General features: G+C 65.2%; 20 protein-coding genes, 1 tRNA gene and 1 pseudogene. 13 read left to right on the top strand and 9 right to left on the bottom strand.

Annotation, left to right across the window (positions count from 1 at the left end; translation table 11 throughout):
* Positions 1 to 132 (top strand): annotated as a pseudogene (locus tag ACZYOF_RS28565) (IS481 family transposase); the annotation flags it as partial.
* Between the two features lie 102 nt (positions 133 to 234).
* Here the strand turns inward: ACZYOF_RS28565 and ACZYOF_RS28570 are convergent.
* A complete protein-coding gene (locus ACZYOF_RS28570; protein WP_130584305.1) occupies positions 235 to 447 on the bottom strand; it encodes a hypothetical protein in 213 nt (70 codons plus the stop codon).
* Positions 448 to 701: 254 nt separating this feature from the next.
* Between ACZYOF_RS28570 and ACZYOF_RS28575 the strand changes: the two genes are divergently transcribed.
* Positions 702 to 1,751: a polysaccharide deacetylase family protein gene (locus ACZYOF_RS28575; RefSeq protein WP_463717879.1), complete on the top strand. Its 1,050-nt coding sequence runs from the start codon at positions 702 to 704 to the stop codon at positions 1,749 to 1,751.
* Between the two features lie 147 nt (positions 1,752 to 1,898).
* Here the strand turns inward: ACZYOF_RS28575 and ACZYOF_RS28580 are convergent.
* From ACZYOF_RS28580 to ACZYOF_RS28595, 4 genes are all read right to left on the bottom strand, one after another.
* Positions 1,899 to 1,974 (bottom strand) — tRNA-Thr (locus tag ACZYOF_RS28580).
* A gap of 92 nt (positions 1,975 to 2,066) precedes the next feature.
* Positions 2,067 to 3,848, bottom strand: a complete 1,782-nt coding sequence (locus ACZYOF_RS28585) for a heme biosynthesis HemY N-terminal domain-containing protein (protein ID WP_463717880.1) — start codon at positions 3,846 to 3,848, stop codon at positions 2,067 to 2,069.
* A 7-nt stretch (positions 3,849 to 3,855) separates the two neighbouring features.
* A complete protein-coding gene (locus tag ACZYOF_RS28590) occupies positions 3,856 to 5,100 on the bottom strand; it encodes a hypothetical protein (RefSeq protein ID WP_463717881.1) in 1,245 nt (414 codons plus the stop codon).
* A gap of 95 nt (positions 5,101 to 5,195) precedes the next feature.
* Positions 5,196 to 5,933, bottom strand: a complete 738-nt coding sequence (locus ACZYOF_RS28595) for a uroporphyrinogen-III synthase (RefSeq protein WP_463717882.1) — start codon at positions 5,931 to 5,933, stop codon at positions 5,196 to 5,198.
* A 131-nt stretch (positions 5,934 to 6,064) separates the two neighbouring features.
* Here ACZYOF_RS28595 and tsaD point away from each other — a divergent pair, with 131 nt between their 5' ends.
* From tsaD to ACZYOF_RS28610, 3 genes are all read left to right on the top strand, one after another.
* Positions 6,065 to 7,138, top strand: coding sequence for a tRNA (adenosine(37)-N6)-threonylcarbamoyltransferase complex transferase subunit TsaD (gene tsaD, locus ACZYOF_RS28600; protein WP_463717895.1), 1,074 nt, complete (start codon positions 6,065 to 6,067; stop codon positions 7,136 to 7,138).
* 198 nt (positions 7,139 to 7,336) lie between these two features.
* Positions 7,337 to 8,317, top strand: a complete 981-nt coding sequence (locus ACZYOF_RS28605) for an NAD(P)H-dependent glycerol-3-phosphate dehydrogenase (protein WP_463717883.1) — start codon at positions 7,337 to 7,339, stop codon at positions 8,315 to 8,317.
* A 2-nt stretch (positions 8,318 to 8,319) separates the two neighbouring features.
* Complete coding sequence (locus ACZYOF_RS28610; protein ID WP_130581470.1) at positions 8,320 to 8,733, top strand: EVE domain-containing protein; 414 nt, start codon at positions 8,320 to 8,322, stop codon at positions 8,731 to 8,733.
* A gap of 109 nt (positions 8,734 to 8,842) precedes the next feature.
* Here the strand turns inward: ACZYOF_RS28610 and ACZYOF_RS28615 are convergent, their stop codons facing one another.
* The gene (locus ACZYOF_RS28615) at positions 8,843 to 9,991 is read right to left on the bottom strand and encodes a DNA topoisomerase IB (protein ID WP_463717884.1); all 1,149 of its coding nucleotides are present in this window, start codon (positions 9,989 to 9,991) and stop codon (positions 8,843 to 8,845) included.
* A 372-nt stretch (positions 9,992 to 10,363) separates the two neighbouring features.
* Between ACZYOF_RS28615 and acs the strand changes: the two genes are divergently transcribed.
* From acs to ACZYOF_RS28630, 3 genes are all read left to right on the top strand, one after another.
* Complete coding sequence (gene acs, locus ACZYOF_RS28620; protein WP_463717885.1) at positions 10,364 to 12,316, top strand: acetate--CoA ligase; 1,953 nt, start codon at positions 10,364 to 10,366, stop codon at positions 12,314 to 12,316.
* A gap of 21 nt (positions 12,317 to 12,337) precedes the next feature.
* Positions 12,338 to 12,730 (top strand): Kazal-type serine protease inhibitor family protein, encoded by a 393-nt coding sequence (locus tag ACZYOF_RS28625; protein WP_130581467.1) that lies wholly within the window; start codon positions 12,338 to 12,340, stop codon positions 12,728 to 12,730.
* Positions 12,731 to 13,023: 293 nt separating this feature from the next.
* The gene (locus tag ACZYOF_RS28630) at positions 13,024 to 13,554 is read left to right on the top strand and encodes a L,D-transpeptidase (RefSeq protein ID WP_130581466.1); all 531 of its coding nucleotides are present in this window, start codon (positions 13,024 to 13,026) and stop codon (positions 13,552 to 13,554) included.
* 155 nt (positions 13,555 to 13,709) lie between these two features.
* On the opposite strand, the gene ACZYOF_RS28635 is transcribed toward ACZYOF_RS28630, so the two are convergent.
* On the bottom strand, positions 13,710 to 14,306 hold the full coding sequence (locus ACZYOF_RS28635) for a thermonuclease family protein (protein WP_207234565.1): 597 nt from the start codon (positions 14,304 to 14,306) through the stop codon (positions 13,710 to 13,712).
* A 253-nt stretch (positions 14,307 to 14,559) separates the two neighbouring features.
* Complete coding sequence (locus ACZYOF_RS28640) at positions 14,560 to 14,757, bottom strand: DUF1674 domain-containing protein (protein ID WP_463717886.1); 198 nt, start codon at positions 14,755 to 14,757, stop codon at positions 14,560 to 14,562.
* A gap of 186 nt (positions 14,758 to 14,943) precedes the next feature.
* On the opposite strand from ACZYOF_RS28640, the gene ACZYOF_RS28645 reads away from it, so the two are divergent.
* From ACZYOF_RS28645 to purH, 5 genes are all read left to right on the top strand, one after another.
* Positions 14,944 to 16,290 (top strand): RsmB/NOP family class I SAM-dependent RNA methyltransferase, encoded by a 1,347-nt coding sequence (locus ACZYOF_RS28645; RefSeq protein WP_130581463.1) that lies wholly within the window; start codon positions 14,944 to 14,946, stop codon positions 16,288 to 16,290.
* Positions 16,291 to 16,480: 190 nt separating this feature from the next.
* The gene (locus tag ACZYOF_RS28650) at positions 16,481 to 18,235 is read left to right on the top strand and encodes a heparinase II/III family protein (protein ID WP_463717887.1); all 1,755 of its coding nucleotides are present in this window, start codon (positions 16,481 to 16,483) and stop codon (positions 18,233 to 18,235) included.
* 64 nt (positions 18,236 to 18,299) lie between these two features.
* Positions 18,300 to 18,578, top strand: a complete 279-nt coding sequence (locus ACZYOF_RS28655; RefSeq protein WP_463717888.1) for a type II toxin-antitoxin system RelE/ParE family toxin — start codon at positions 18,300 to 18,302, stop codon at positions 18,576 to 18,578.
* A gap of 45 nt (positions 18,579 to 18,623) precedes the next feature.
* On the top strand, positions 18,624 to 18,938 hold the full coding sequence (locus ACZYOF_RS28660; protein WP_130581461.1) for a HigA family addiction module antitoxin: 315 nt from the start codon (positions 18,624 to 18,626) through the stop codon (positions 18,936 to 18,938).
* Positions 18,939 to 19,132: 194 nt separating this feature from the next.
* Positions 19,133 to 20,725, top strand: a complete 1,593-nt coding sequence (purH, locus tag ACZYOF_RS28665) for a bifunctional phosphoribosylaminoimidazolecarboxamide formyltransferase/IMP cyclohydrolase (RefSeq protein ID WP_463717889.1) — start codon at positions 19,133 to 19,135, stop codon at positions 20,723 to 20,725.
* A gap of 177 nt (positions 20,726 to 20,902) precedes the next feature.
* Here the strand turns inward: purH and ACZYOF_RS28670 are convergent, their stop codons facing one another.
* A complete protein-coding gene (locus tag ACZYOF_RS28670) occupies positions 20,903 to 22,288 on the bottom strand; it encodes an MFS transporter (RefSeq protein WP_463717890.1) in 1,386 nt (461 codons plus the stop codon).
* Between the last annotated feature and the right edge of the window lie 25 nt (positions 22,289 to 22,313).

Here is a 22,313-nt window from a genome sequence, read left to right on the forward strand (position 1 = left end):
CGTCGTGCCGACGAGCTTCCGATCTGGCTGCACCAATACAACTGGCATCGGCCTCACGGCGGTATAAAATCTCAAACGCCGATCAGCAGACTCGGTCTCACCGAGGACAACCTCTTGAGGCTCCACAGCTAGAGCGGGATGACGATTCGAAGAAAAGTCATCCCGTCTAGTGGACATTGATGCGCCTGTCCCGGGTTACGCGTTCCGCTCCCCCGGGCTACGAACTACTTGCCGTTACTGCCCGTGAGTGGTCAGCGTCTGTTGGCACGCCTTGGTGAGGCGGCCACGGTGCTCCTTCAGGCAGGCCAGCACAGCATCATCGCCCTTGTCGAGATACGGCCGGCAGAACCGCGACGCGTCGCGTGTACAGGCCTCCCGCCCCTGCTGCTGCGCCGAGGCCGCGGATGCCGCCAGAAGCAGCGGAATCACGAACAGCAATCTGGTCATTTCTCAAGCCTTCGTATTGGCAATAGGCGAGACAACGGCGTTCTATATTGTTGCCTCACGCTGAAGAAGGTTCAAACAACCGCACCCGCGGCCCAGTTCCGGCCAAACGTCGCGGCGAACGGATGTGATGATCATCACACAGAACAAAGGCCGAATTTTCTTCGCCAAAGCGGGGCGCGTTGGGATCGCGTTAAGACCTCGTTGGCACTAATGGATCGTTACGAGCGAGCCCCGAGTTTCCCAAGAGAGTAGCGATGCGTAATCCGATAGGCCTGATGCTGGCCGTTGTTGTTGCGGCGGTCGTGATCGCCGGAGTGTGGTTCTGGACTGCTGCGCCGCGGGCCGATGCGGCTCCGCCACAAACCGTCGCCGCCCGGCCGGCGGATTCGCTGCCGCCAGCCGCCACGAAATCGGCCACCAAGGACGATGTCGAGACCACCGCCGCGGTGTCGAAACAGGCGGCTGCCGCCCCGGCGCCTGCTCCCGCACCGGCACCCGCGCCGATGCAGGCGAAATCGACCTGCGCCAATCCCGATGCGCTCGGCGTCAGCCGCACCGTCGTCATCGACACCACGGGCGGACCGGGCTTCGGCTTCCTGCAGTACAAGCAATTCGACTTCCTGACCGACAAGGAGGTCGTGCTGACCTTCGACGACGGCCCGTGGCCGACCACGCCGGCGGTGCTGAAGGCGCTGGCCGACGAATGCACCAAGGCCGTGTTCTTCCCGATCGGCCTGCACACCACCTATCATCCGGAGATCCTGAAGCAGGTCGCCGCCGCCGGCCACACGGTCGGTGCGCACACCTGGTCGCACGCGCATCTCGACAGCAAGAAGCTGACGGAGCAGCAGGCCAAGGACGAGATCGAGAAGGGATTCAGCGCCGTGAAGATGGCGCTCGGTACCGCGCCCTCGCCGTTCTTCCGCTTCCCGGCGCTCGCCCACACCCAGGCGACCCTCGCCTATCTGGAGAGCCGGAACATTGCGAGGTTCTCCGTCGACGTCGATTCCCTGGATTTCAAGTCCACCTCGCCTGACCAGGTGGTCCAGACCGTCATGACCAAGCTGGACAAGCAGGGCAAGGGCATCATCCTGATGCACGACCTGCAGAAGCACACCGCGCAAGCCCTGCCGACGCTGCTGCGTCGCCTGAAGGCCGGCGGCTACAAGGTGGTCCAGATGAAGGCGAAGGAGCCGCTGGAAACCCTGCCCGAATACGATGCCCTCATGGTCAAGGACATGAAGGTCCCCGCCGTGAGCGCGCGTCCGCTCTCCAGCGTGGTGCAGACCGTTTCGCAGCAGTAACTGATCGAACAGCGACCTATCCGCGTATCGTCATGGCCGGGCTCGTCCCGGCCATCCACGTTTTTGGAACGACTTTATGTGGGGAAGGGATCACGAAAAGCGCGCACCAGACGCTCACCGCTGAGTTCGTTGCGGGAATGCTGAGCGTGGTGCCGCAAGAGGGACTCGAACCCCCGACCCCGTCATTACGAATGACGTGCTCTACCAACTGAGCTATTGCGGCGGACCCGTTCGGCGACTGGCCGGAAAGCGCGTGCGCACTGATATCGGGCGTGGCCTCGATTGGCAAGGTTGACGCGGTCATTTGACCGCGCCTCAGCTCCCCCAGCGGGACAGAAACCCGCGCCAGCCGCCGGCCTGGGCCTTGGGCGGGCCGATTTGCTCGGAAAATTCGTCGCGGGTGCCGTCTTCCTCGATCCCGGGGTCGTCGGGGGCGCGGACGATGGGAATCACGGCCGGAATCGGCGCCGGCGGCGTTTTGGGGATGTCCTGGCGTTCGCGGAACAGCGGCGCGACCGCCGCAGGCGATGATTCGGCCGGTGCCGGCTGTGGCGCGGGCGGGGTGGACGCCGTCGCCGGCGGTGGGGCGGAGGCTGGTTCCACCGGGGCCTGGGGTGCGGCCAGCGGGGTGTTGTCCTGCGGGGCGGGTGGCGCTGCTTCAACCGGTTTTATGATGTCGACCGGCTTTTCGGCCACCGGCTCGAGCGGTTTTGCGGGCGGCGCGCTCGGGGCTTCCTTCGGCAACTCGATCCGCTTTGAGGCGAGCATCGCTTCCTCGAACGGCGAGGATTCGATGGCCGGGCCCTTGTCGGACGGGAGCGCGGCAACCGGGGTCTGCCACTGGAAGGCATCGAGCCGGCCGGTGACCGGCGAGACCGGCCGCCAGCGATCGCTGACATAGCCGTCCGCAGTCCAGGCCGGATCGTGCAGTGCGCGCACCGCGCGCAAGGTCCAGGCGCGGGCGCGGCCGCTGTCGCCATGCTCGGTGCGCTCGATCTCGGCCATCAACAGCGCCACGCGCTGTGTCGGCGCGGCGATGAAGGGCGTAAGCGCCTCGCGTGCCTTGGCGAATTCGGCGGCGTCGATGGCCGCGCGCGCGATCGCGAGCGCGCCCTCGATATTGCCTGGTGTCTTCGCCGCCAGCGTCTCCACCCGCACCAGCCGCTGCCGCGCGGAGTCCCCTAGCTTCACATGCGCATAGGCATCGGCGAGATCGGGATGCGGCTGCGACAGCCACGCGGTCTCGACGATCTTCATCGCGCGCCGAACCTGATACGCCTCGCTCTCATATTTGGCGGCAAGCACCGCGGCCGGGATCAGCGTCGGCGCGAGCTTGATCGCCTCCATCACGCTCTCGCGCGACAGGTCGCGGTCGACGGCCTCGAACTCCAGCGCGCGTGCGGCGAGCAGCACGCCGCGCTGCCGCCGATAGGTCGCCTTATTGATCAGGCCGGACGTCTGGTTGTTGTCGAGGATCGCCAAGGCGCCGGCCCAGTCACCCTTGGCGCAGCAGAAGCCGAGCACGGCCTGCGAGGCCCATGGCGAGGATGGCGAAACCTTCAGCGCCTCTTCCGCGATCATGACCGCGGCGACCGCATCGTCTGAACGCTGCGCCTCGATGAACAGGCCGCGCAGGCCGAGCAAGCGCGTATCCTCGCGCTCGGCCATCGCGCGGAATGCGGCTTGCGCGCCGGCACGATCGCCGTCGAGCTGCGCCGATTGCGCGTTGAGGAGAAGCGTCAGCGGATCGCTGCCGGCGTGACGCCGCGCCGTTTCCGCATGCTGTCGCGCCGCTGTCGAATCGCCATGGCCGATCGCGAGCAGCCCTTGGGTGATCGCGTGACGGCCACGCGCATGACGGCGCTCGCGCCGACCGCGCTGGATGCGCGCCGGCACCCGCCACAGGCCGCGCAGGATCGACCAGACGATGACGGCCACGACCGCGACGATGCCGAGCCCCAGCGCGAATACCGGCAGCGTGGTTGTCATGCGCCCGCCGGCCCAGGACAGCACGACGTCGCCGGGCTGGTCGGCGACCCAGGCGGCGCCGGCCGCGGCAAGCGCGATCAACACAAGAAACACAATGATCCGGATCATGGAGAACCTACTGTCCGGCCTTCGCGAGCCCAGCCATGGCGTTATCGGCGAATGTTCGCGAGGCCGCCAGCGCTGCGGCGCGCGCTTCGACTTTTTCGAGCCACGCTTGCGCCGCCGTGCGATCAGCGGGCGCCAGCGTCATCAGTTCGCGTTGCGCCTCACCGAGATCGTTGCGCAGCGCAGCCTGGGTGATGCGCGCAACCACGCTGCCGCGATCGGTGCCGGCCGCATCGGTGCGCTCGATGCGCACGAGCTTTGCCGCGCCCGCCTGCAGGCGATCAACGATGCCGGTGCCGGTGGTGGCAGCGGACGCGGGCGGAGGTGGCGCAAGCTTTGGCACGATCTCGAGGAGCTGGCGGCAGAGCGCACCCGCGCTCGGCACGCCGGAGGCCGCGAACGCATCGAGCGGCTTGAGCACATCGGGGTTTTCCGCAAACTGCTTGGCGGCCTCGAGCGGCGCCGCATAGGCATCGCCGTGGCGGACCGCGACATCGAGCAGCGATGCGGCAACCACGCGGCGCAGCGGCATGTCGTCAGCGGGCTTGTTGCCTTGCTGGGCCAACTCAGCCGTTTGCTTCCGTACGGCGCTCTCGATCCTTGCGATGCGATCGTTGATAACAGAAAGATCCTGCGCGGGCGCGGACCCATCGCGTGGCATCGATTTCACCTGATCGATCGCAGCAGTCAGTCTGTCCGATTGCGCGCGTGACGCTGCAAGTTCGCCGCGCAACGCATTCGCGGATTTCTCCAGCCCGTCGATCCGCGCGGTCAGTGCCTGATCGCCTGAAGCCTGCCTGCTGATCTTAGCTTCCACGCCTGCGACACGCCCGGTGAGCTCATCGATGGCGCCGGCGCTAAGCTGCGGCACAGGCGGCTGCGCCGGCTGTACCGCGGGCCAGCCGAGCAAACAGCCGACGCCGATCACCAGCGCGGCAGCGACGGCGCCCGAAACAGGGGCGATCACCCAGGGCGAGATCGGCCGAGGCGGAGCTTCGGAGGACGAGGGTTCCGGATCCGGCGCGGCCGCAGCCGTCTCCACCGCAGGCTCGGGCTGCGGTGTTGCTTCGGCGGCCGCCGCTTCACCGCTCACATTCTCGCTATCCGCCTGCGCACTATCCGGGCTTACGGAATCCGTTTTGGGCGGTTCGCTCGACACCTCGGTCGCCTTGAGATCGATGGTCGGCGGTGCGCGCCGCGGTCGGGCGGAGGAATCCGCCGCCGATTCCGTGTCTTCGGGCCTCTCATCGACCATGCAGCGGTTCCCTTGACTGTTGATACGCCGAACCCGGGAAAGCCAGGATTTACCACAACAAGACTTACCAGAATCGGACCGTTCTCTTAAGCCAATCAGGGCCGCAAAGCACGCGTCAGAGCCTCGAACAGGGCATTTTCGTCCGGCGAGGCGGCGGTGACGGCCTGGGTGGCTCCGGCCTCGCGCAGGACGGCGGCAACGCCCGCCGAAATGCAACAGTGCGGCAGCGCCAGGGCCGATATTTCGAGCCCTTCGGCCCGCGCCGCATCGAGGAACGCCCGCGCGCTACGGCGGGAATAATGCAGCACGGCCTCGATACCGCCCGCCATGAAAGCGTCACACACCTGCCGCGGCAGGCCGGCCACCGGGCTCATCCGGTAAGTCGTGCGGGTTATGACCGTAAAGCCCGCTTCCCCCAGCTCGCCGGCGAGATCGCGCGAAAGATCGGCGCCCGCGAGATAAAGCAAAGTCGCCGCCTTTTTCAGTTTCTTGGCTTTCCTGCGCGCCCGCACGAGCTCGTAGAGCGCGGTCGCATCCCCGTCAGCGCTTGCCACCTCGCCAAATCCGGCCTCGCGGGCCGCGGCGGCGGTATGCTCGCCGACCGCAAACAGCGGCAGGCGAAGCAGCGCATGGCCGGCGAGCTGGGGCGCGGCAGCGCGCAGCGCGTTGGCGCTGGTCACGATGACGGCGTCATAGCCCGCCGCATCTTCTTCCTCGAATGGCAGCGCCTCGAACCGTAGCGCCGGCGCGAGCAGGACCTCAAAACCCCGGTTGCGCAAGCTATCGGCAGTGGCCTCGGCGTCTCCTTGCGGGCGCGTGACAAGAACGGCCATCTTCAGGCTTTCAGGAGCGACATTTGGGGCTGAACCGACGATTGCACGCTGTGACCTCACAATGCTACCGAGTGACGGACGGAAGATAGCAAGCGATAGCACAAGGACCGAGATTGGGTAACGACACGCCGATGCTGGTGTTGGGTATAGAGACCACCTGCGATGAAACCGCGGCCGCTGTGGTCGAGCGCCAGAGCGACGGCAGCGGACGAGTCTTGTCCAACATCGTGCGCTCGCAGACAGAAGAGCATGCACGCTTCGGCGGCGTGGTGCCGGAGATCGCCGCGCGCGCCCATGTCGACCTGCTCGACGGCATCATCGATCGCGCCATGAAAGAGGCTGATGTCGGCTATGCGCAATTGTCCGCCGTCGCGGCTGCCGCAGGCCCGGGCCTGATCGGCGGCGTCATCGTCGGCCTCACCACGGCAAAAGCGATCGCAATGGTGCACGAGACGCCGCTGATCGCGGTGAACCATCTGGAGGCGCATGCGCTGACGCCGCGGCTCACTTGTGCGTTGGCGTTTCCCTATTGCCTGTTCCTGGCCTCCGGCGGCCATACCCAGATCGTCGCCGTCGTCGGCGTCGGCCAGTATGTGCGGCTCGGCACCACCGTCGATGACGCCATGGGCGAGGCCTTCGACAAGGTCGCAAAGATGCTGTCGCTGCCCTATCCGGGCGGGCCGGAGGTGGAGCGCGCGGCCGAAGGCGGCGACGCCACGCGCTTTGCGTTTCCGCGGCCAATGCTCGGCCGCGCCGACGCCAATTTCTCACTGTCAGGCCTGAAGACCGCCGTGCGCAACGAAGCGAGCCGATTGGCGCCGCTGGAGCCGCAGGATGTCAGCGATCTCTGCGCCGGTTTTCAGGCCGCGGTGCTGGAATCGACTGCGGACCGGCTGAGTGTCGGGTTGAGATTGTTCCATGAGCAATTCGGTCCGCCGCGCGCGCTGGTCGCGGCCGGCGGCGTCGCCGCCAATCATGCGATCCGCGGCGCGCTGCAGGATATCGCCGCCAGTGCACAGACGACGCTGATCATTCCGCCGCCCGCGCTCTGCACCGACAATGGCGCGATGATCGCGTGGGCCGGCGCCGAGCGGATGGCGCTCGGCCTCACCGACACGATGGACGCGCCGCCGCGCGCCCGCTGGCTGCTCGACGCCAACGCCAACGCGCCCGCGGGCTACGCCAACACCCGCGCGGGATTCTGAGATGTTTGAAGGATCACGCCGCAGACGCCGTGCCACCTCGCCTCGCTTGCGGGGAGAGGTCGGATTTGCGCGTAGCGCAAATCCAAGTGAGGGGGAGCCTCCGCGCACACCTCACTTTGCGGATTCGCGGAGAGCAGCCCCTCACCCCAACCCTCTCCCCGCAAGAGCGGGGAGAGGGAGTTCAGATGAGTCTGCCTGATGCCGGCGCATCAATCCGTTGGCGTGATCGGCGCAGGCGCGTGGGGCACGGCGCTCGCGGCTGTCGCAGCACGCGCCGGTCGCGATGTCACGCTCTATGCGCGCGACGCGGCGCACGCTGCGCAGATCCAGGCGACGCGCGCCAATCCAAGACTGCCCGGCGTGCTTCTCGATGCCAGCGTCAAGGTAACCGCCGACATCGCCGCGACTGCCCGCGCCGATCTCATCCTGGTCGCCACCCCCGCGCAGCATCTGCGGGCGGCCGTCATGCATCTGGCGCCGCAACTTGCGAAGGCGACCCCGGTGATCGCCTGCGCCAAGGGCATCGAGCGCGGCACCCACAAATTCATGACCGACGTGATTGCGGAAGCCGCGCCCGACGCGACGCCGGCGATATTGTCGGGACCAAGCTTCGCCGACGATGTCGCGCGCGGACTTCCAACAGCGGTGACGCTGGCGACGAGAGATGAAGCGCTGGCGAGCTCGCTGGTGCAGGCGCTGGGATCGCCGACCTTCCGGCCCTATCACACGACCGACGTCCGCGGCGTCGAAATCGGCGGTGCCGCCAAGAACGTGCTGGCGATCGCGGCGGGCATCGTGGCTGGCCGCGAGCTCGGAGCGTCGGCGCTTGCCGCGTTGACCACGCGCGGCTTCACCGAACTGGCCCGGCTCGGCCGCGCCTGCGGCGCCCGCGCCGAAACCTTGGTGGGACTGTCCGGCCTCGGCGACCTGATCCTGAGCTGCTCCAGCCCGCAGTCGCGTAATTTCGCACTCGGCATTGCGCTTGGCCGCGGCGAACGGCCCGCGACCGGCAAGCTCGCCGAAGGGGAATTCACAGCGCCGGTGCTGATCGAGCTTGCGGCTTCGCAAGACATCGAGATGCCGGTATCAAATGCGGTCGCAGCGATCCTTACCAAGCAATTGACGATCGATGCTGCGATCGAGGGCCTCTTGACGCGGCCGTTCAAGGCGGAGGGATGACGATGGCGTACTGGCTGGTGAAATCCGAACCGTCGAGCTGGTCCTGGGAGCAGCAGGTGGCGAAGGGCGCCAAGGGCGAAGCCTGGACCGGCGTGCGCAACTTCACCGCGCGCCAGAATCTCGTGAACATGAAGAAAGGCGACAAGGCCTTCTTCTATCACTCCAACGAGGGCAAGGAGATCGTCGGCATCGCCGAGATCATCAAGGAGGCCTATCCCGACCCGACCGACAAAACCGGCAAATTCGTCTGCGTCGACATCAAGGCCGACAAGCCCCTGAAGACGCCGGTGACGATCGGAGCGATCAAGGCCGAGACAAAGCTCGCCGATATGGCGCTGGTCAAATATTCGCGCCTGTCGGTACAGCCCGTGACCGCGGATGAGTGGAAGATCGTCTGCAAGATGGGCGGGCTGTGACAAGCGCCGCCGCGTAACTTCGTAGGGTGGGCAAAGCGAAGCGTGCCCACCACCACGAGCGGAATGCTTGATGGTGGGCAGGCTTCGCTTTGCCCACCCTACAAAATCTTCAAACCGCCGCCGCGGTCACCACCTGCGCCAATAGCTGCTCGCGCTTGGCTTGCGTGCGGTAGCCCTTCATGGTCGCGGCAAATCGCTCCAGGATGCCGTCCTCGAAGGCGGTGACGATGGTGTCGTGGACGTAGCTCTTGCGGCAGATCGCGGGCGTATTGGAGAGTTCATCGGCGGCGGCACGCACCGCTTCCAGCACCTGCTTCTTGCGGCCGCGGGCGCTGGATGCCGGCGTGATCCGCGACAGCGACTCCAGCACGACCGCAGAAGCCATCAGCGTGCGAAAATCCTTCAGCGAAATCTTGATGCCGGCGATCTCGCGCAGGAATGCATTCACCGCCGTCGTCGACGCCGCGCGCACGATGCCCGACCTGTCGCGATACTGGAACATGCGCTTGCCCGGCACGCTACGCAGAATGCCGATCGCGCGCACCAGCTTGGCCGCGTCGCATTCCTTGCGCACGGCCTTGCCGCCCTTGGCCTTGAAGGTCAGCACCACGCAGTCGTCTTCGAGCGTGACGTTCGACTTCAAGAGCGTGGTGGCGCCGCGAGTGCCGTTCAGCCGCGCATAGGATTCGTTGCCCGGGCGGATCGCCGTGCGCGCGATCAATTCGATCACCGCCGACAGCGCGAATTCGCGCGTCGGCTCGTCGTCGGACAGGTATTTCGAGACGTTGCGCCGGATCTTCGGCAGCGCCCCCACCAGCTTTGCCAGCCGATGCGCCTTGCGATGCTCGCGCACCTTCTCCCAGTCGGCGTGATACCGGTATTGCAGCCGTCCGGCGGCGTCGCGCCCAATCGCCTGCAAATGCGAGCTGGGATCGTGGGAATAGCGCACCTCGCGATAGGCCGGCGGCACTGCCATCGCGTGCAGGCGGCGGATGGTACGGGCATCGCGGATGTGCGAGCCGTTGGCGCGAACAAAGGAATAGCTCTTGCCGCGCTTGACACGGCGGATGGTGAGCAGCGCCTGGTCGCCGAGCTTCAGGCCCAGTTCCTCGGCCAGCTCCCTCACCGAGGTCTTGACGGTGATCTTCTGCGTGGGGGTGGGCAGCTTGCGCGGCCACTGGCCCAATGCTTTCGCCAGGGGCAGGGTTGGATCGGCGGAAACGGGCCGCGTAGCCACAAAATTCTGCTGATCCATCATGACCGTTGACGCCTTGGCTCCACTGTTTATCGGTAATGCCGATTTTTATGGCTTGGTTCCGGAGGACCGTCCGGTCCCGGAGACGCCATTTAGGGGGTTCCTTTACCTTTTGCGAGTCGCGAATCAGTCATTAACGGTTTCTAATTACCGCTCATGGGTGCCATTCGCGCGATAACGTTGATTTTGACTTCGCTCAAAACGTGATTTTGATCGCTCCGTTTAACTGGGACCAAGGCTCCGGCAGGAGAGCCGACCAAGGTCCAAGTCGCCAGCGCTTGTCCGGGCATTGTCCGGCGACGCATAATCACCGTAACGATCAAGACGGCCCGCAACACCGGGATCACGCGGGCCGGATGTCGAGTGGAGGGAATGATGTCCGAGAAGACCTATGACGTCTCAGCCGATTGGGCCAAGCGCGCCTATGTCGACGACGCCAAGTACCGGGAGATGTATGCGCGCTCGGTTTCCGACCCCAACGGCTTCTGGGCCGAGCACGGCAAGCGCATCGACTGGATCAAGCCGTACACCAAGGTCGAGAACGTCTCCTTCGCGCCCGGCAACATCTCGATCAAATGGTTCGAGGACGGCGTGCTCAACGTCGCCTGGAACTGCATCGACCGCCATCTCGAGACCCGCGGCGACCAGACCGCGATCATTTGGGAGGGCGACGATCCCTCGAAGTCGAAGCACATCACCTATCGCGAGCTGCACGACGAAGTCTGCCGGATGGCCAACATCCTGCGCAACCGCAACGTCGCAAAGGGCGACCGCGTCACCATCTATTTGCCGATGATCCCCGAGGCCGCCTATGCGATGCTGGCCTGCGCGCGGATCGGCGCGATTCATTCGGTGGTGTTCGCGGGCTTCTCGCCCGACAGCCTCGCCCAGCGCATCAACGACTGCAAATCCAAGATCGTCATCACCGCCGATGAAGGATTGCGCGGCGGAAGGAAGGTGCCGCTGAAGGCCAATGTCGATGCGGCGCTTTCCAAGACCGAGGGCGTCGACTGGGTCGTCGTGGTCAAGCACACCGGCGCCGCCGTCGACATGAATCCGACCCGCGACTTCTGGTACCACGAGGCGGCCGAGATGGTGACGACGGACTGCCCGTGCGAGCCGATGCACGCCGAAGATCCGCTGTTCATCCTCTATACGTCAGGCTCGACCGGCCAGCCCAAGGGCGTGCTGCACACCTCCGGCGGCTATCTCGTGTTCGCGTCGATGACGCATCAATACGTGTTCGATTATCACGACGGCGACATCTACTGGTGCACCGCCGACGTCGGCTGGGTCACTGGCCACACCTACATCCTCTATGGTCCGCTCGCCAACGGCGCGACCACGCTGATGTTCGAAGGCGTGCCGAACTATCCGGACAATTCCCGCTTCTGGAACGTCGTCGACAAGCACAAGGTCAACATCTTCTACACCGCGCCGACCGCGATCCGCGCGCTGATGCAGGGTGGTGACGAGCCCGTCAAGAAGACGTCGCGCAAGAGCCTGAAGCTGCTCGGCTCGGTCGGCGAGCCCATCAATCCGGAAGCCTGGGAATGGTACTATCGCGTGGTCGGCGACAGCCGGTGCCCGATCGTCGACACCTGGTGGCAGACCGAGACCGGCGGCATCCTGATCACCCCGCTGCCCGGCGCCACCAAGCTGAAGCCGGGCTCGGCGACGCGGCCGTTCTTCGGCGTGGTGCCTGACATCGTCGATGCCGACGGCAAGGTGCTGGAGGGCGAGGCGACCGGCAATCTCTGCCTGATCAAATCCTGGCCCGGCCAGATGCGCACCGTCTATGGCGACCACGCCCGTTTCGAGCAGACCTATTTCTCGACCTATAAGGGCAAGTACTTCACCGGCGACGGCTGCCGGCGCGACGCCGACGGCTTTTACTGGATCACCGGCCGCGTCGACGACGTCATCAACGTCTCCGGCCACCGCATGGGCACCGCCGAGGTCGAGAGCTCGCTGGTGGCGCATGCGGCAGTGTCGGAAGCCGCCGTGGTCGGCTATCCCCATGACATCAAGGGTCAGGGCATCTACGCCTATGTCACGCTGATGGCAGGCACCGAGCCGAGCGAGGAGTTGCGCAAGGAGCTGGTTGCCTGGGTGCGCAAGGACATCGGTCCGATCGCCTCGCCCGACTTGATCCAGTTCGCACCGGGCCTGCCCAAGACGCGCTCCGGCAAGATCATGCGCCGCATCCTGCGCAAGATCGCCGAGGACGAACCGTCAAGCCTCGGCGACACCTCGACGCTGGCCGATCCCGCGGTGGTCGATGATCTCGTCAAGAACCGGCAGAACAAGAAGGGCGCCGCGGTTTAAAACCGCGGCAGGGGGAAGTTCATGGGGTTGCATTTTGGTCGTCTTGCCGCCGCGGCGCTGATTGCCGCGGTTGGCCTCATGGTCGGCGTGCCGAGCTTGCGCGCGGCGAATCTCGACGAAGCCTGCGGGGGGCCGGAGAAGATCACGTGCAACTCGGCACTGTTCTGCCGCAAGGACGCCGGACAATGCGGCGTCGAGGAAGCCAAAGGCACCTGCGAGAAGGCCCCGGCTTTCTGCATCCGGATTCACCGGCCGGTTTGCGGCTGCAACGGCAAGACCTATCCGAACGAGTGCGAGGCGCGGCACGTCAAGGTCGCGGTCGACTATGCCGGTCCTTGCAAGAAAGCGCCGGGCGCCGCGGAGCCGAAGCCGGAGAAGCCGCCGGCGGCCAAGAAGAAGAAGTCGAGCAAGTAGCCGCCGCGCAACCACGATCGACATCTTCTCACGCGACCGTCAGGCATTCTGCCGCCATGGCCGCACGGTTGCCGCCGGGCGTTGTTTCCGGGTCATTTACTTTATTTTCGACTTTTCTTTTCTTCGACCCATCGCGAGCCGTCCCGCGCCCGACACAAAAAATAGCCGGTTAACAAACGCGGTCGAGAATGCCTGGTGCGAGCGGCGAGCCGGTATTTCGCCGGCCGGCGCGAGATTTGAGAGCCCCTGACATCTCAGGGCACTGAATTGGGCGGCTGGAAGTGGAGAGCTTCATGTCGATGAGGAGCACGGTGGCCGTGGCTGCCACCCTTGGGCTGGGCGTATTCGGGCTGGGCGCATTGATGCCGACGGCGGCCGAAGCACGGCCGGAAATGGTTGATATGCACGACGATCATTATTCTCCGGGCACGATCGTGGTGAGGACCGGCGAGCGGCGCCTCTATCTCATTCTCGATTACGGTCACGCCATGCGTTATCCGGTCGGCGTCGGCAAGGCCGGCAAGCAGTGGGCCGGCACCACGCAGATCGACGGCAAATACCGCTACCCGGCCTGGTCGCCGCCCGCCGAAGTCAAGCGGGACAAGCCCTCCATGCCCGACGTGATTCCCGGCGGCTCGCCGCGTAATCCGATGGGCGTTGCGGCGATGACGCTCGCCGGCGGCGAATATGCGATCCACGGCACCAACGTGCCGGGCTCAGTCGGCGGCTTCGTCTCCTACGGCTGCATTCGCATGCTGAACGATGACATCACCGACCTCTACTCCCGCGTCCCCGTCGGCGCCACCGTGGTCGTCACGCACTGATTTTCAGTAGCCCGGGTGAAGCGCAGCGTAACCCGGGACCGCTCGTAAACGCTGACGCAGATGTCCCGGGCTATGCGTTCCGCTCCACCCGGGCTACAGGGCTGAACCGATCGAGCACGCGAATGAACAAGAGCCGCGCCGTTGCACGGCTTTTTTCATTGCCAGAAGCGCCGACTTCTCGCGCACCAGCCAAAGCGATGGCCGCCATTGTAGCTGCGCGCATGGCCTGCCGCGAGCAGTGCCGCCGACACGTTGTCGGTTCGCCTGGTCGCGACGTCGGCGACGACGCGCCCCTGATATTTGTCGGGACCGATGTTGTAGATCACGACGCCGCCCTGGCTGAGAAGATTGCGCAAGGCATCGGTCGCGGCCTCGGCCCTTTCCAATTCGTCCTGGCATGATGCCTTCAACTCCGGCGCATCGATGCCGCGCAAGCGGACATGGGTCATGAGATCGCGTCCCTGCTCCAGATGCACGCGCGCCTCGAACGTGTCGCCGTCGATCGTCCTGATGACGTCGACAGTGCGGCGGACATCTGGAGTGCCGCCGCGCTGCCAGATCGCATCGGTATCCTGCACGCGGCCACTCCCCCAATGCGGAAGCTGCCAAGGCACCCATTGCCGGATTGGAAGCAGGGTGCCGAGCGCAATACCGATCACGAACACCCATGGCAAAGCAGCCGAGAACCGACGGCCAAATGGAGCGCGGCGAAACGATCGCCGATATGGATTGATTCGCTCGTCGGGAGGCATCGCCCCACGCTAGAGCATATTCGGTCGTGATTGAATCAGAACCGAAGCTCCAGATTCTTATTTTGACGCGTTTTCTTCACGCGAACCGGCTTCCATCCCGCATCAAGTGCGGGACAGGCTTCGCTTGAAAACGCTCTGGGGCATGATCCGGAAAAGTGAAATCCGGATTTCCCTCGCGACAAACGCGAAGCGTTTGTGCGGAGATCATGCCCAAACATGATCGAGCCGGGTGAGGTGACACGAAACTGCCGTGTCAGAAATCCGACGCGATGCCTTTGCTCTCCCAATCACCGTAGCGCGTCGGTTCCGGTCCCTTTGGTCCTTGAACCTCCTTCTGCATCGGCGTTGCGCTTGCTGTCGCGGCCTTCCGTCGCGCTTCGGCTTCGGCAAGCGCACGTTGCGCCACTGGCGTCAGCGGCTTGCGTTCCGGGGGTGGCGCATGGTCAGTCATGATACGGTCTTCCTGCAACAGATTTTATATCGCGGATATCCGCAAAGCTTTGGCATCACGATCAAGAAATCAGAAGACCGCTTCTTACATTTGGCATATTCGCATGCCAGAGTTTTTGTCCCTTCCCCCCAAGATGGCATGAGCCGAGGCGCTATCCGGCTTTCCCGACTGAGATATTCCCGCTCCATGCCCCCTTCAAGATTTGCAGCGTCGATCGAAGTGCCCGGCCTCGCGGCGCGACGGATCGCAGCCGACATTCTGGACGGCGTCCTGCACAAGCATCGCACGCTCGATGACCAGCTTGATGGCACTGGCGCCCATCCCGGCCTGAAGACGCTTGCCGATCGCGATCGCGCGCTGATGCGTCGACTGGTGTCGACGATCCTGCGCCGGCTCGGAACCCTCGGCCATCTGCTGTCGCGCCTGCTCGACCGCGGCATCCCGACCGACGCGCCGCGCGCGCAGAGCGCGCTGCTGATCGGCGCCGCGCAGATCCTCTGGATGGACGTGCCCGATCATGCCGCGGTCGATCTGTCGGTGCGGCTCGTGCAGTCGGACCGGCGCGCCGCGAAATATGCGGGTCTCGTCAATGCGGTGCTGCGCCGCTGCGCCCGCGAGGGCCATGCGCTGGTCGACGAGGTCAGGACCCAGACGCTGGATCTCCCGCATTGGTTGTTTGCGCGCTGGGCCGCTCATTACGGCGAAGCCACCGCGCGCGAAATGGCGCTTGCCATCGCCAATGAACCCTCGCTCGACCTCACCGTGAAATCCGACCCCGCGCAATGGGCGAGCCGGCTGCACGGTGAGATGCTGCCGACGGGAACCGTGCGCACGCTGTTGCACGGCTCGGTGACGATGCTGCCGGGTTTTCCGGAAGGGCAATGGTGGGTGCAGGACGCCGCCGCGGCACTTCCGGCGCGGCTGTTCGGCGACATCAAAGGCAAGCGAATCGCCGATCTCTGCGCCGCGCCCGGCGGCAAGACGGCGCAGCTCGCCTATGCCGGCGCGCAGGTGACTGCCGTCGATCGCTCGCCGGCGCGGATGGCGCGGCTGCGCGACAACCTTGCGCGACTTTCGCTTTCGGCAGAATGCATCGTCGCCGACGCCGTCGAGTGGCCGGGCGACGGTGACGGCTTCGACGGCATCCTGCTCGACGCGCCCTGCACCTCGACCGGCACCATCCGCCGCCACCCCGACGTGGCCTGGTTGCGGCAGGAGGCCGAGATCGCGACGCTGGCCGCCCTGCAGAAACGGCTGCTGCAAAAGGCGGTCACGCTGCTCAAGTCAGGCGGAACACTGGTCTATTGCACCTGTTCGCTGGAGCCTGAGGAGGGCGAGCAACCCATCGCGGCGCTCCTGGGCAGCGAATCAGGGCTGCGCCGCGTGCCGATCACCCCAAGCGAGGTCGCCGGTCTCTCCGAGCTTCTCACCGCCGACGGCGACTTGCGCACGCTGCCCTGCCATCTGCCCCATGCCGATGCGAGGCTCGGCGGATTGGACGGATTCTACGCTGCGCGGCTGGTTAAATCCTGATTTCATTGAGTTTTCACCGTCGCTGGCACCCGATCTCCGCGCCAATGCCTTGCGGTTGGCGCGAGGAAAACCGGTGCCTCCTTGTCCGGATCGCGCTGCGCCTGATTCGCGGCGTTTCAAGAGGGTGTCTTGGCGGCGTTTCCGGATTAAAAGGATTCGCCAGAACCCCTTCTCCCCTCAAAGGTTAGGCGTGTCCGTCGCCCAACGCAGACGCATCTCGACGCTGATCGCTGGCCGCTTCGCGCGCAGCGTGGCCGCGCGCGCCAGCGGCGGAACCGTCGCGCTGTCGCGATTGTGGCCCGGCCGCAGCGACCGCCTGATCATCGCCCCCCATGACCTGCGCACGGCGGATGCCACGCGCGCCGCGGAAATCTATGCCGGCCGCTTCGTGTTCGCCGGCAAGATCGTGACCTGCCACGGCCGTTCGATCTTCGACCTCGAACCGCCATCGGAGGATTGGGAGGCGGCCCTGCTCGGCTTCGGCTGGCTGCGCCATCTGCGCGTCGCCGATACCGCGCTGACCCGGGCCAATGCGCGTTCCCTGATCGACGACTGGATGTCGAACGCGTCCCGCAAGCGGCCGCTGGAGCGCCGCGCGGACGTGCGGGCGCGGCGCGTCATCTCGCTGTTGTCCCAGGCGCCTCTGGTGCTCAGCGATACCGACGGGAAATTCTACCGGAAATATCTGCGCGGGCTGGGGCGCGAGATCCGCCATTTGCGCTACGGCATGGTCGATGTCGCCGATGGGGTGCCGCGGCTGCAGGTCCTGATCGCGCTGTGCTACGCCTCGCTCTGCCTTGCCAACCAGGCCCGCCACGTCCGCTCGGCGACGCGACGGCTGTCCGACGAATTGCAACGGCAGATCCTGCCCGATGGCGGCCACATCTCCCGCAATCCCGGCGCGCTGGTGGAACTGCTCAGCGATATGCTGCCGCTGCGCCAGACCTTTGCCGCCCGAAACATCGCCCCGCCGCCGGCGCTGCTCAACGCCATCGACCGCATGATGCCGATGCTGCGCTTCTTCCGCCATGGCGATGGCAGCTTCGCGCTGTTCAACGGCATGAGCACCGCGCCGTCCGACCTCGTTGCGACGCTGCTGGCCTATGACGACGCCCACGGCGCACCGATGGCGAGCATGCCGCATACCGGCTATCAGCGGCTCGATGCCGGCAACATGACCGTGATCATCGACACCGGCCCGCCGCCACTGCCGAGCGTCAGCCAGGATGCCCATGCCGGATGTCTGTCGTTCGAGCTTTCATCCGGACCGAGCCGGATCGTCGTCAATTGCGGCATGCCGGCCACCGGTCGCGACAATTGGCGGCCATTCGCGCGCTCGACGGCGGCGCATTCGACATTGACCTATCACGACACCTCATCCTGCCAGTTCGTCGAGATGTCGGCGATGAAGCGTCTGCTCAGGGGCGCGCCGATCACCAGCGGCCCGAGCAATGTCGAGAGCTATCGCGAGGCAACCAGCAATGGCGATGTCCTGACGACCTCGCATGACGGCTATCTCTCGCGCTTCGGCGTCATCCATCACCGCGTGCTGATGGCGGCGCAGGACGGCTCGCGGCTCGACGGCGAGGACACGCTGTCGCCGCCATCAGGCGGCCGCATCAAGGGCCACGACAGCGAATACGCGTTGCGGTTTCACCTGCACCCGTCGGTGAAGGCGAGCCGGCTTTCGGATGCCCGCGGCGTCATGCTGGTGCTGCCGAACCGCGACGTCTGGACCTTCGAGGCGGTCGACGACAAGGTCGATCTCGAGGACAGCGTGTTCCTCGCCGGCAATGACGGCCCGCGCCGCACCTCTCAGATCGTGATCCGGCAGGATGCAAGACAGGTCTCCACCATCCGCTGGAGTTTCGTCCGCTCGAGCACTTCGGCAGCCCAGACCAATGCCCGCCGCAACGCCCGCCGCGAGCCGGAACTGCCGTTGTAGATGAATCCAGCGCGGCATGTGCCATACTGCTTGACCGATGTAAGCCAATTGCTTACATGAACTCGTGATCAAGACCTTCAAGAGCAAGGCTCTGTCGGAGCTTTGGGCCAAGGGCAAGAGCTCAAAAATCGACGCGAAGATGCACAAGCGCATTCTCGCGAGGCTTGATCGCCTCGACGTGGCCGTTCGGCCCGAGGAAATGAACGTTCCGGGCTTCGACTTTCATACGCTGCACGGCTTCAATCCGAAGCGATACACGGTCCACGTCAATGGCCCCTGGTGCATCACGTTCGAATTCGAAGATGGCGATGCCCACCGCGTTGATTTCGAGCAGTATCACTAGGCATGATCCGAAAAAATCCTGCCCAAACAAGAAATGAGATCGAACATGGTCTATGTCGCAAAGCGCAGCAAGACGCGCTGTCCCACCCATCCCGGTGCTCTGCTCCGCGATGACATCATCCCGGCGACCGGTCGGACCAAGGCTGAGATCGCTGGCCTGCTCGGGATTTCGCGGCAGCACCTCTATGACATTCTGCAGGAAAGGAAACCGGTCTCGCCGGCTATCGCGGTGCGGCTCGGCAAGCTTTTCGGCGACGGAGCAGGCATCTGGACCCGGATGCAAGCCGCCTACGACACCTGGCATGCAGAGCGGACCGAGGACGTCCGTCACATTCCGACCATCAAGGCAAGAGCCGCCTGACGGGGCGAATGGCACCATCTTGGGGCTTGCTCGTTGCTCCTGGGTCAAATTTTACCGCATGGGCCGGCGAGCGGTTTCATGGACCGCAAAACCATGCTACCCGGCTGGTCTAGATTCTTGTTTTGAGGCGTTTTCTTCACGCGAACCGGTACCCACTTCGCTCGAAAACGCTCTAACAGCCAGGGATTCCCGACATGACCGAACAGCTTCGCCGCGTGACCCGCGCGCTCCTTTCCATTTCCGACAAGACCGGATTGATCGAGTTCGCCACGGCGCTGGCAGGCCACGGCGTGGAGCTGGTTTCCACCGGCGGCACGGCCAAGGCGATCGCCGCGGCCGGGCTGAAAGTGAAAGACGTATCCGAGCTGACCGGCTTCCCTGAGATGATGGACGGCCGGGTGAAGACCTTGCATCCCAAGGTGCATGGCGGCCTGCTTGCGATCCGCGACAACAAGGAGCATGCGGCGGCGATGCAGGCCCACGGCATCGCGCCGATCGACCTGCTCGTCGTCAATCTCTATCCGTTCGAGGCCACCGTCGAGAAGGGCGCCGATTTCGAGGAGTGCATCGAGAACATCGACATCGGCGGTCCCGCGATGATCCGCGCCGCGGCGAAGAATCACGACGACGTCGCCGTGATCGTCGAGGCGCAGGATTACCAGGCGGTGCTCGACGAGCTCGCCGCCAACAAGGGCGCGACCACGCTCGCGCTTCGCCGCCGCCTCGCCGCGAAGGCCTATGCGCGCACCGCAGCCTATGACGCGGCGATCTCGAACTGGTTCTCGAAAGAGCTCAAGACCAAGGCGCCGGATTTCCGCGCCTTCGGCGGAAAACTGATCCAGAAGCTGCGCTATGGCGAGAACCCGCACCAGAGCGCCGCATTCTACGCAACGCCGGAGAAACGTCCCGGCGTTGCCACAGCGCGGCAGGTGCAGGGCAAGGAACTGTCCTACAACAATATCAACGACACCGACGCGGCCTATGAATGCATCGGCGAGTTCGATGCCAAGCGCACCGCCGCCTGCGTTATCGTCAAGCATGCCAATCCGTGCGGCGTCGCCGAAGGCGCCGATCTCGTCAGCGCATATCGCAAGGCGTTGGCTTGCGATTCCACCTCAGCCTATGGTGGCATCGTGGCCGTCAACCGCACGCTCGACGCCGAGGCCGCGCGCGCGATCACCGAGATCTTCACCGAGGTGATCATCGCGCCCGACGCGACCGATGAAGCGATCAAGATCGTTGCGGCGAAGAAGAATCTCCGTCTTCTGCTCGCCGGCGGCTTGCCCGACCCGCGCGCGGTAGGCCTCACCGCCAAGACCGTCGCTGGCGGGCTTTTGGTGCAGAGCCGCGACAATGCCGTGGTCGACGACATGGCGCTAAAGGTGGTGACCAAACGCGCGCCGTCGGATGCCGAGCTGCGCGATCTCCAATTCGCCTTCCGCGTTGCAAAGCACGTGAAGTCGAACACCATCATCTACGCCAAGGATCTCGCCACTGTGGGCATCGGCGCCGGCCAGATGAGCCGCGTCGATTCCGCCCGCATCGCCGCGCGCAAGGCGCAGGATGCCGCCGCCGAGTTGAAGCTCGCCGAGCCGCTGACCAAGGGCTCGGTCGTCGCCTCGGATGCCTTCTTCCCGTTCGCCGACGGCATGCTCGCCTGCATCGAGGCCGGCGCCACCGCGGTGATCCAGCCCGGCGGCTCCATGCGCGACGACGAAGTGATCAAGGCCGCCGACGAGCACGGCATCGCCATGGTCTTCACCGGCGTCAGGCATTTCCGGCATTGAGCGGTTAACCGTAGCCCGGATTACGCTGCGCTCCATCCACGCCACACGCTGTCGTCCCGGGCTTGACCCGGGACCCATAACCACCGGCTTAAGTTGGTGAAGCGGCAACTAGCCCCAGCGCAAGAAGGATGGATCACGCGGTATGGGTCCCGGATCAAGCCCGGGACGACGGCGGAGTTAATCCCGCACCCGCAATATCAGCGCCAACCCCCCGAGAAAGAACAGCACCAGCACCGCCATGCCGGCCTTTTGGCTCGCGGTCGCTGCGGTGATCGCCCCGATCAGGAGCGGGCCCATGAACGACGTCACCTTGCCGGTCAGCGCGAACAATCCGAAATACTGCGCGATGCGATCCTTCGGCGCGAGCTGGATGAGAAGCGTGCGCGAGGCCGCCTGCAACGGCCCGCCGGCGGCGCCGATCAAACAGCCAAGCACGAGATAGGCGCGCTCGGCGGCACCGGCGAACAGCGCACCGCCCGGCTCGGGCGGCGCAACCGGCACGAACAGGATCGAATCCTTGTCGACGAGCAGAATAGCCGCGATCGAGAACAAGAGGATGATCAAGCTGCCCACGATCACGCGCTTCGGGCCCAGGAGATCGTCAAGCTTGCCCCCGAGCCAAGCGCCGAACACACCGGCGATTGCGAGGATGATGCCGAAGGTGCCGATCTGGATCGTGCGCCAGCCGAAGGTGCCGGCAGCGTAGATGCCGCCGAACGCGAACAGCGACACCAATCCATCGGCGTAGATCATGTTGGCGAGCAGGAACGTCGCGAGCGATTTCCGCCTCGGCAGTTCGCCGATCGTTTGCTTCAGTTCGCGCAAACCCTCGCGCAGCGCCTGCCGCACCGGCCGCTTCGCCGGATAATCCGGCGTGAACAGAAACAGCGGCGTCACGAACAGGATGAACCAGAGGGCGGTCAAAGGTCCGGTGATGCGATCGCCCGCATGCGTGGCGGGATCGAGCCCGAACAGCGGCTTGAAACCGAACAGCGTGCGCCCACTCTCCGGGCTCGCCGCGAGGAAGCCGAGCACCAAAAACAGGCTGAGCACGCCGCCGACATAGCCGGTGGCCCAGCCGGTTCCTGAGAGGCGCCCGATCCGGTTCGGTGGCACCAAGGTCGGCATCATCGCATTGTTGAAGACGGTGGCGAACTCGGCGCCGATAGAAGCGAGCGCATAGGCAAACAGAAGCGGCGGGATGATGCTGGCATCGCCGGGCCGGCCGATCCACATCAGCGAGGAACCGAGCACGAGCAGCGCGCCGAAGCCCGCGATCCACGGCTTGCGCCGACCGCTGGCGTCCGCGATGGCGCCGAGCACCGGCGACAATAGCGCGATCGCAAGTCCCGCTGCAGCGGTGGCAAAGCCCCACATCGCCTGCCCGCTCGCTGGATCGGGCGCGACGAAACCTGCAAAATAGGGCGCGAAGACGAAGGTCGTGATCAGCGTGAAATAAGGCTGCGCGGCCCAGTCGAAAAAGATCCAGCTAACGACGGCGGCACGGCTTGGATATTCCTTCGGCAACTCCGCGTTGCCTGCCTCGCTGATTGCCATGTCCATGCGAAAATCGTCCTACCCCAATCAC

It is taken from the genome of Bradyrhizobium sp. LeoA1Lang (genome assembly GCF_055413685.1).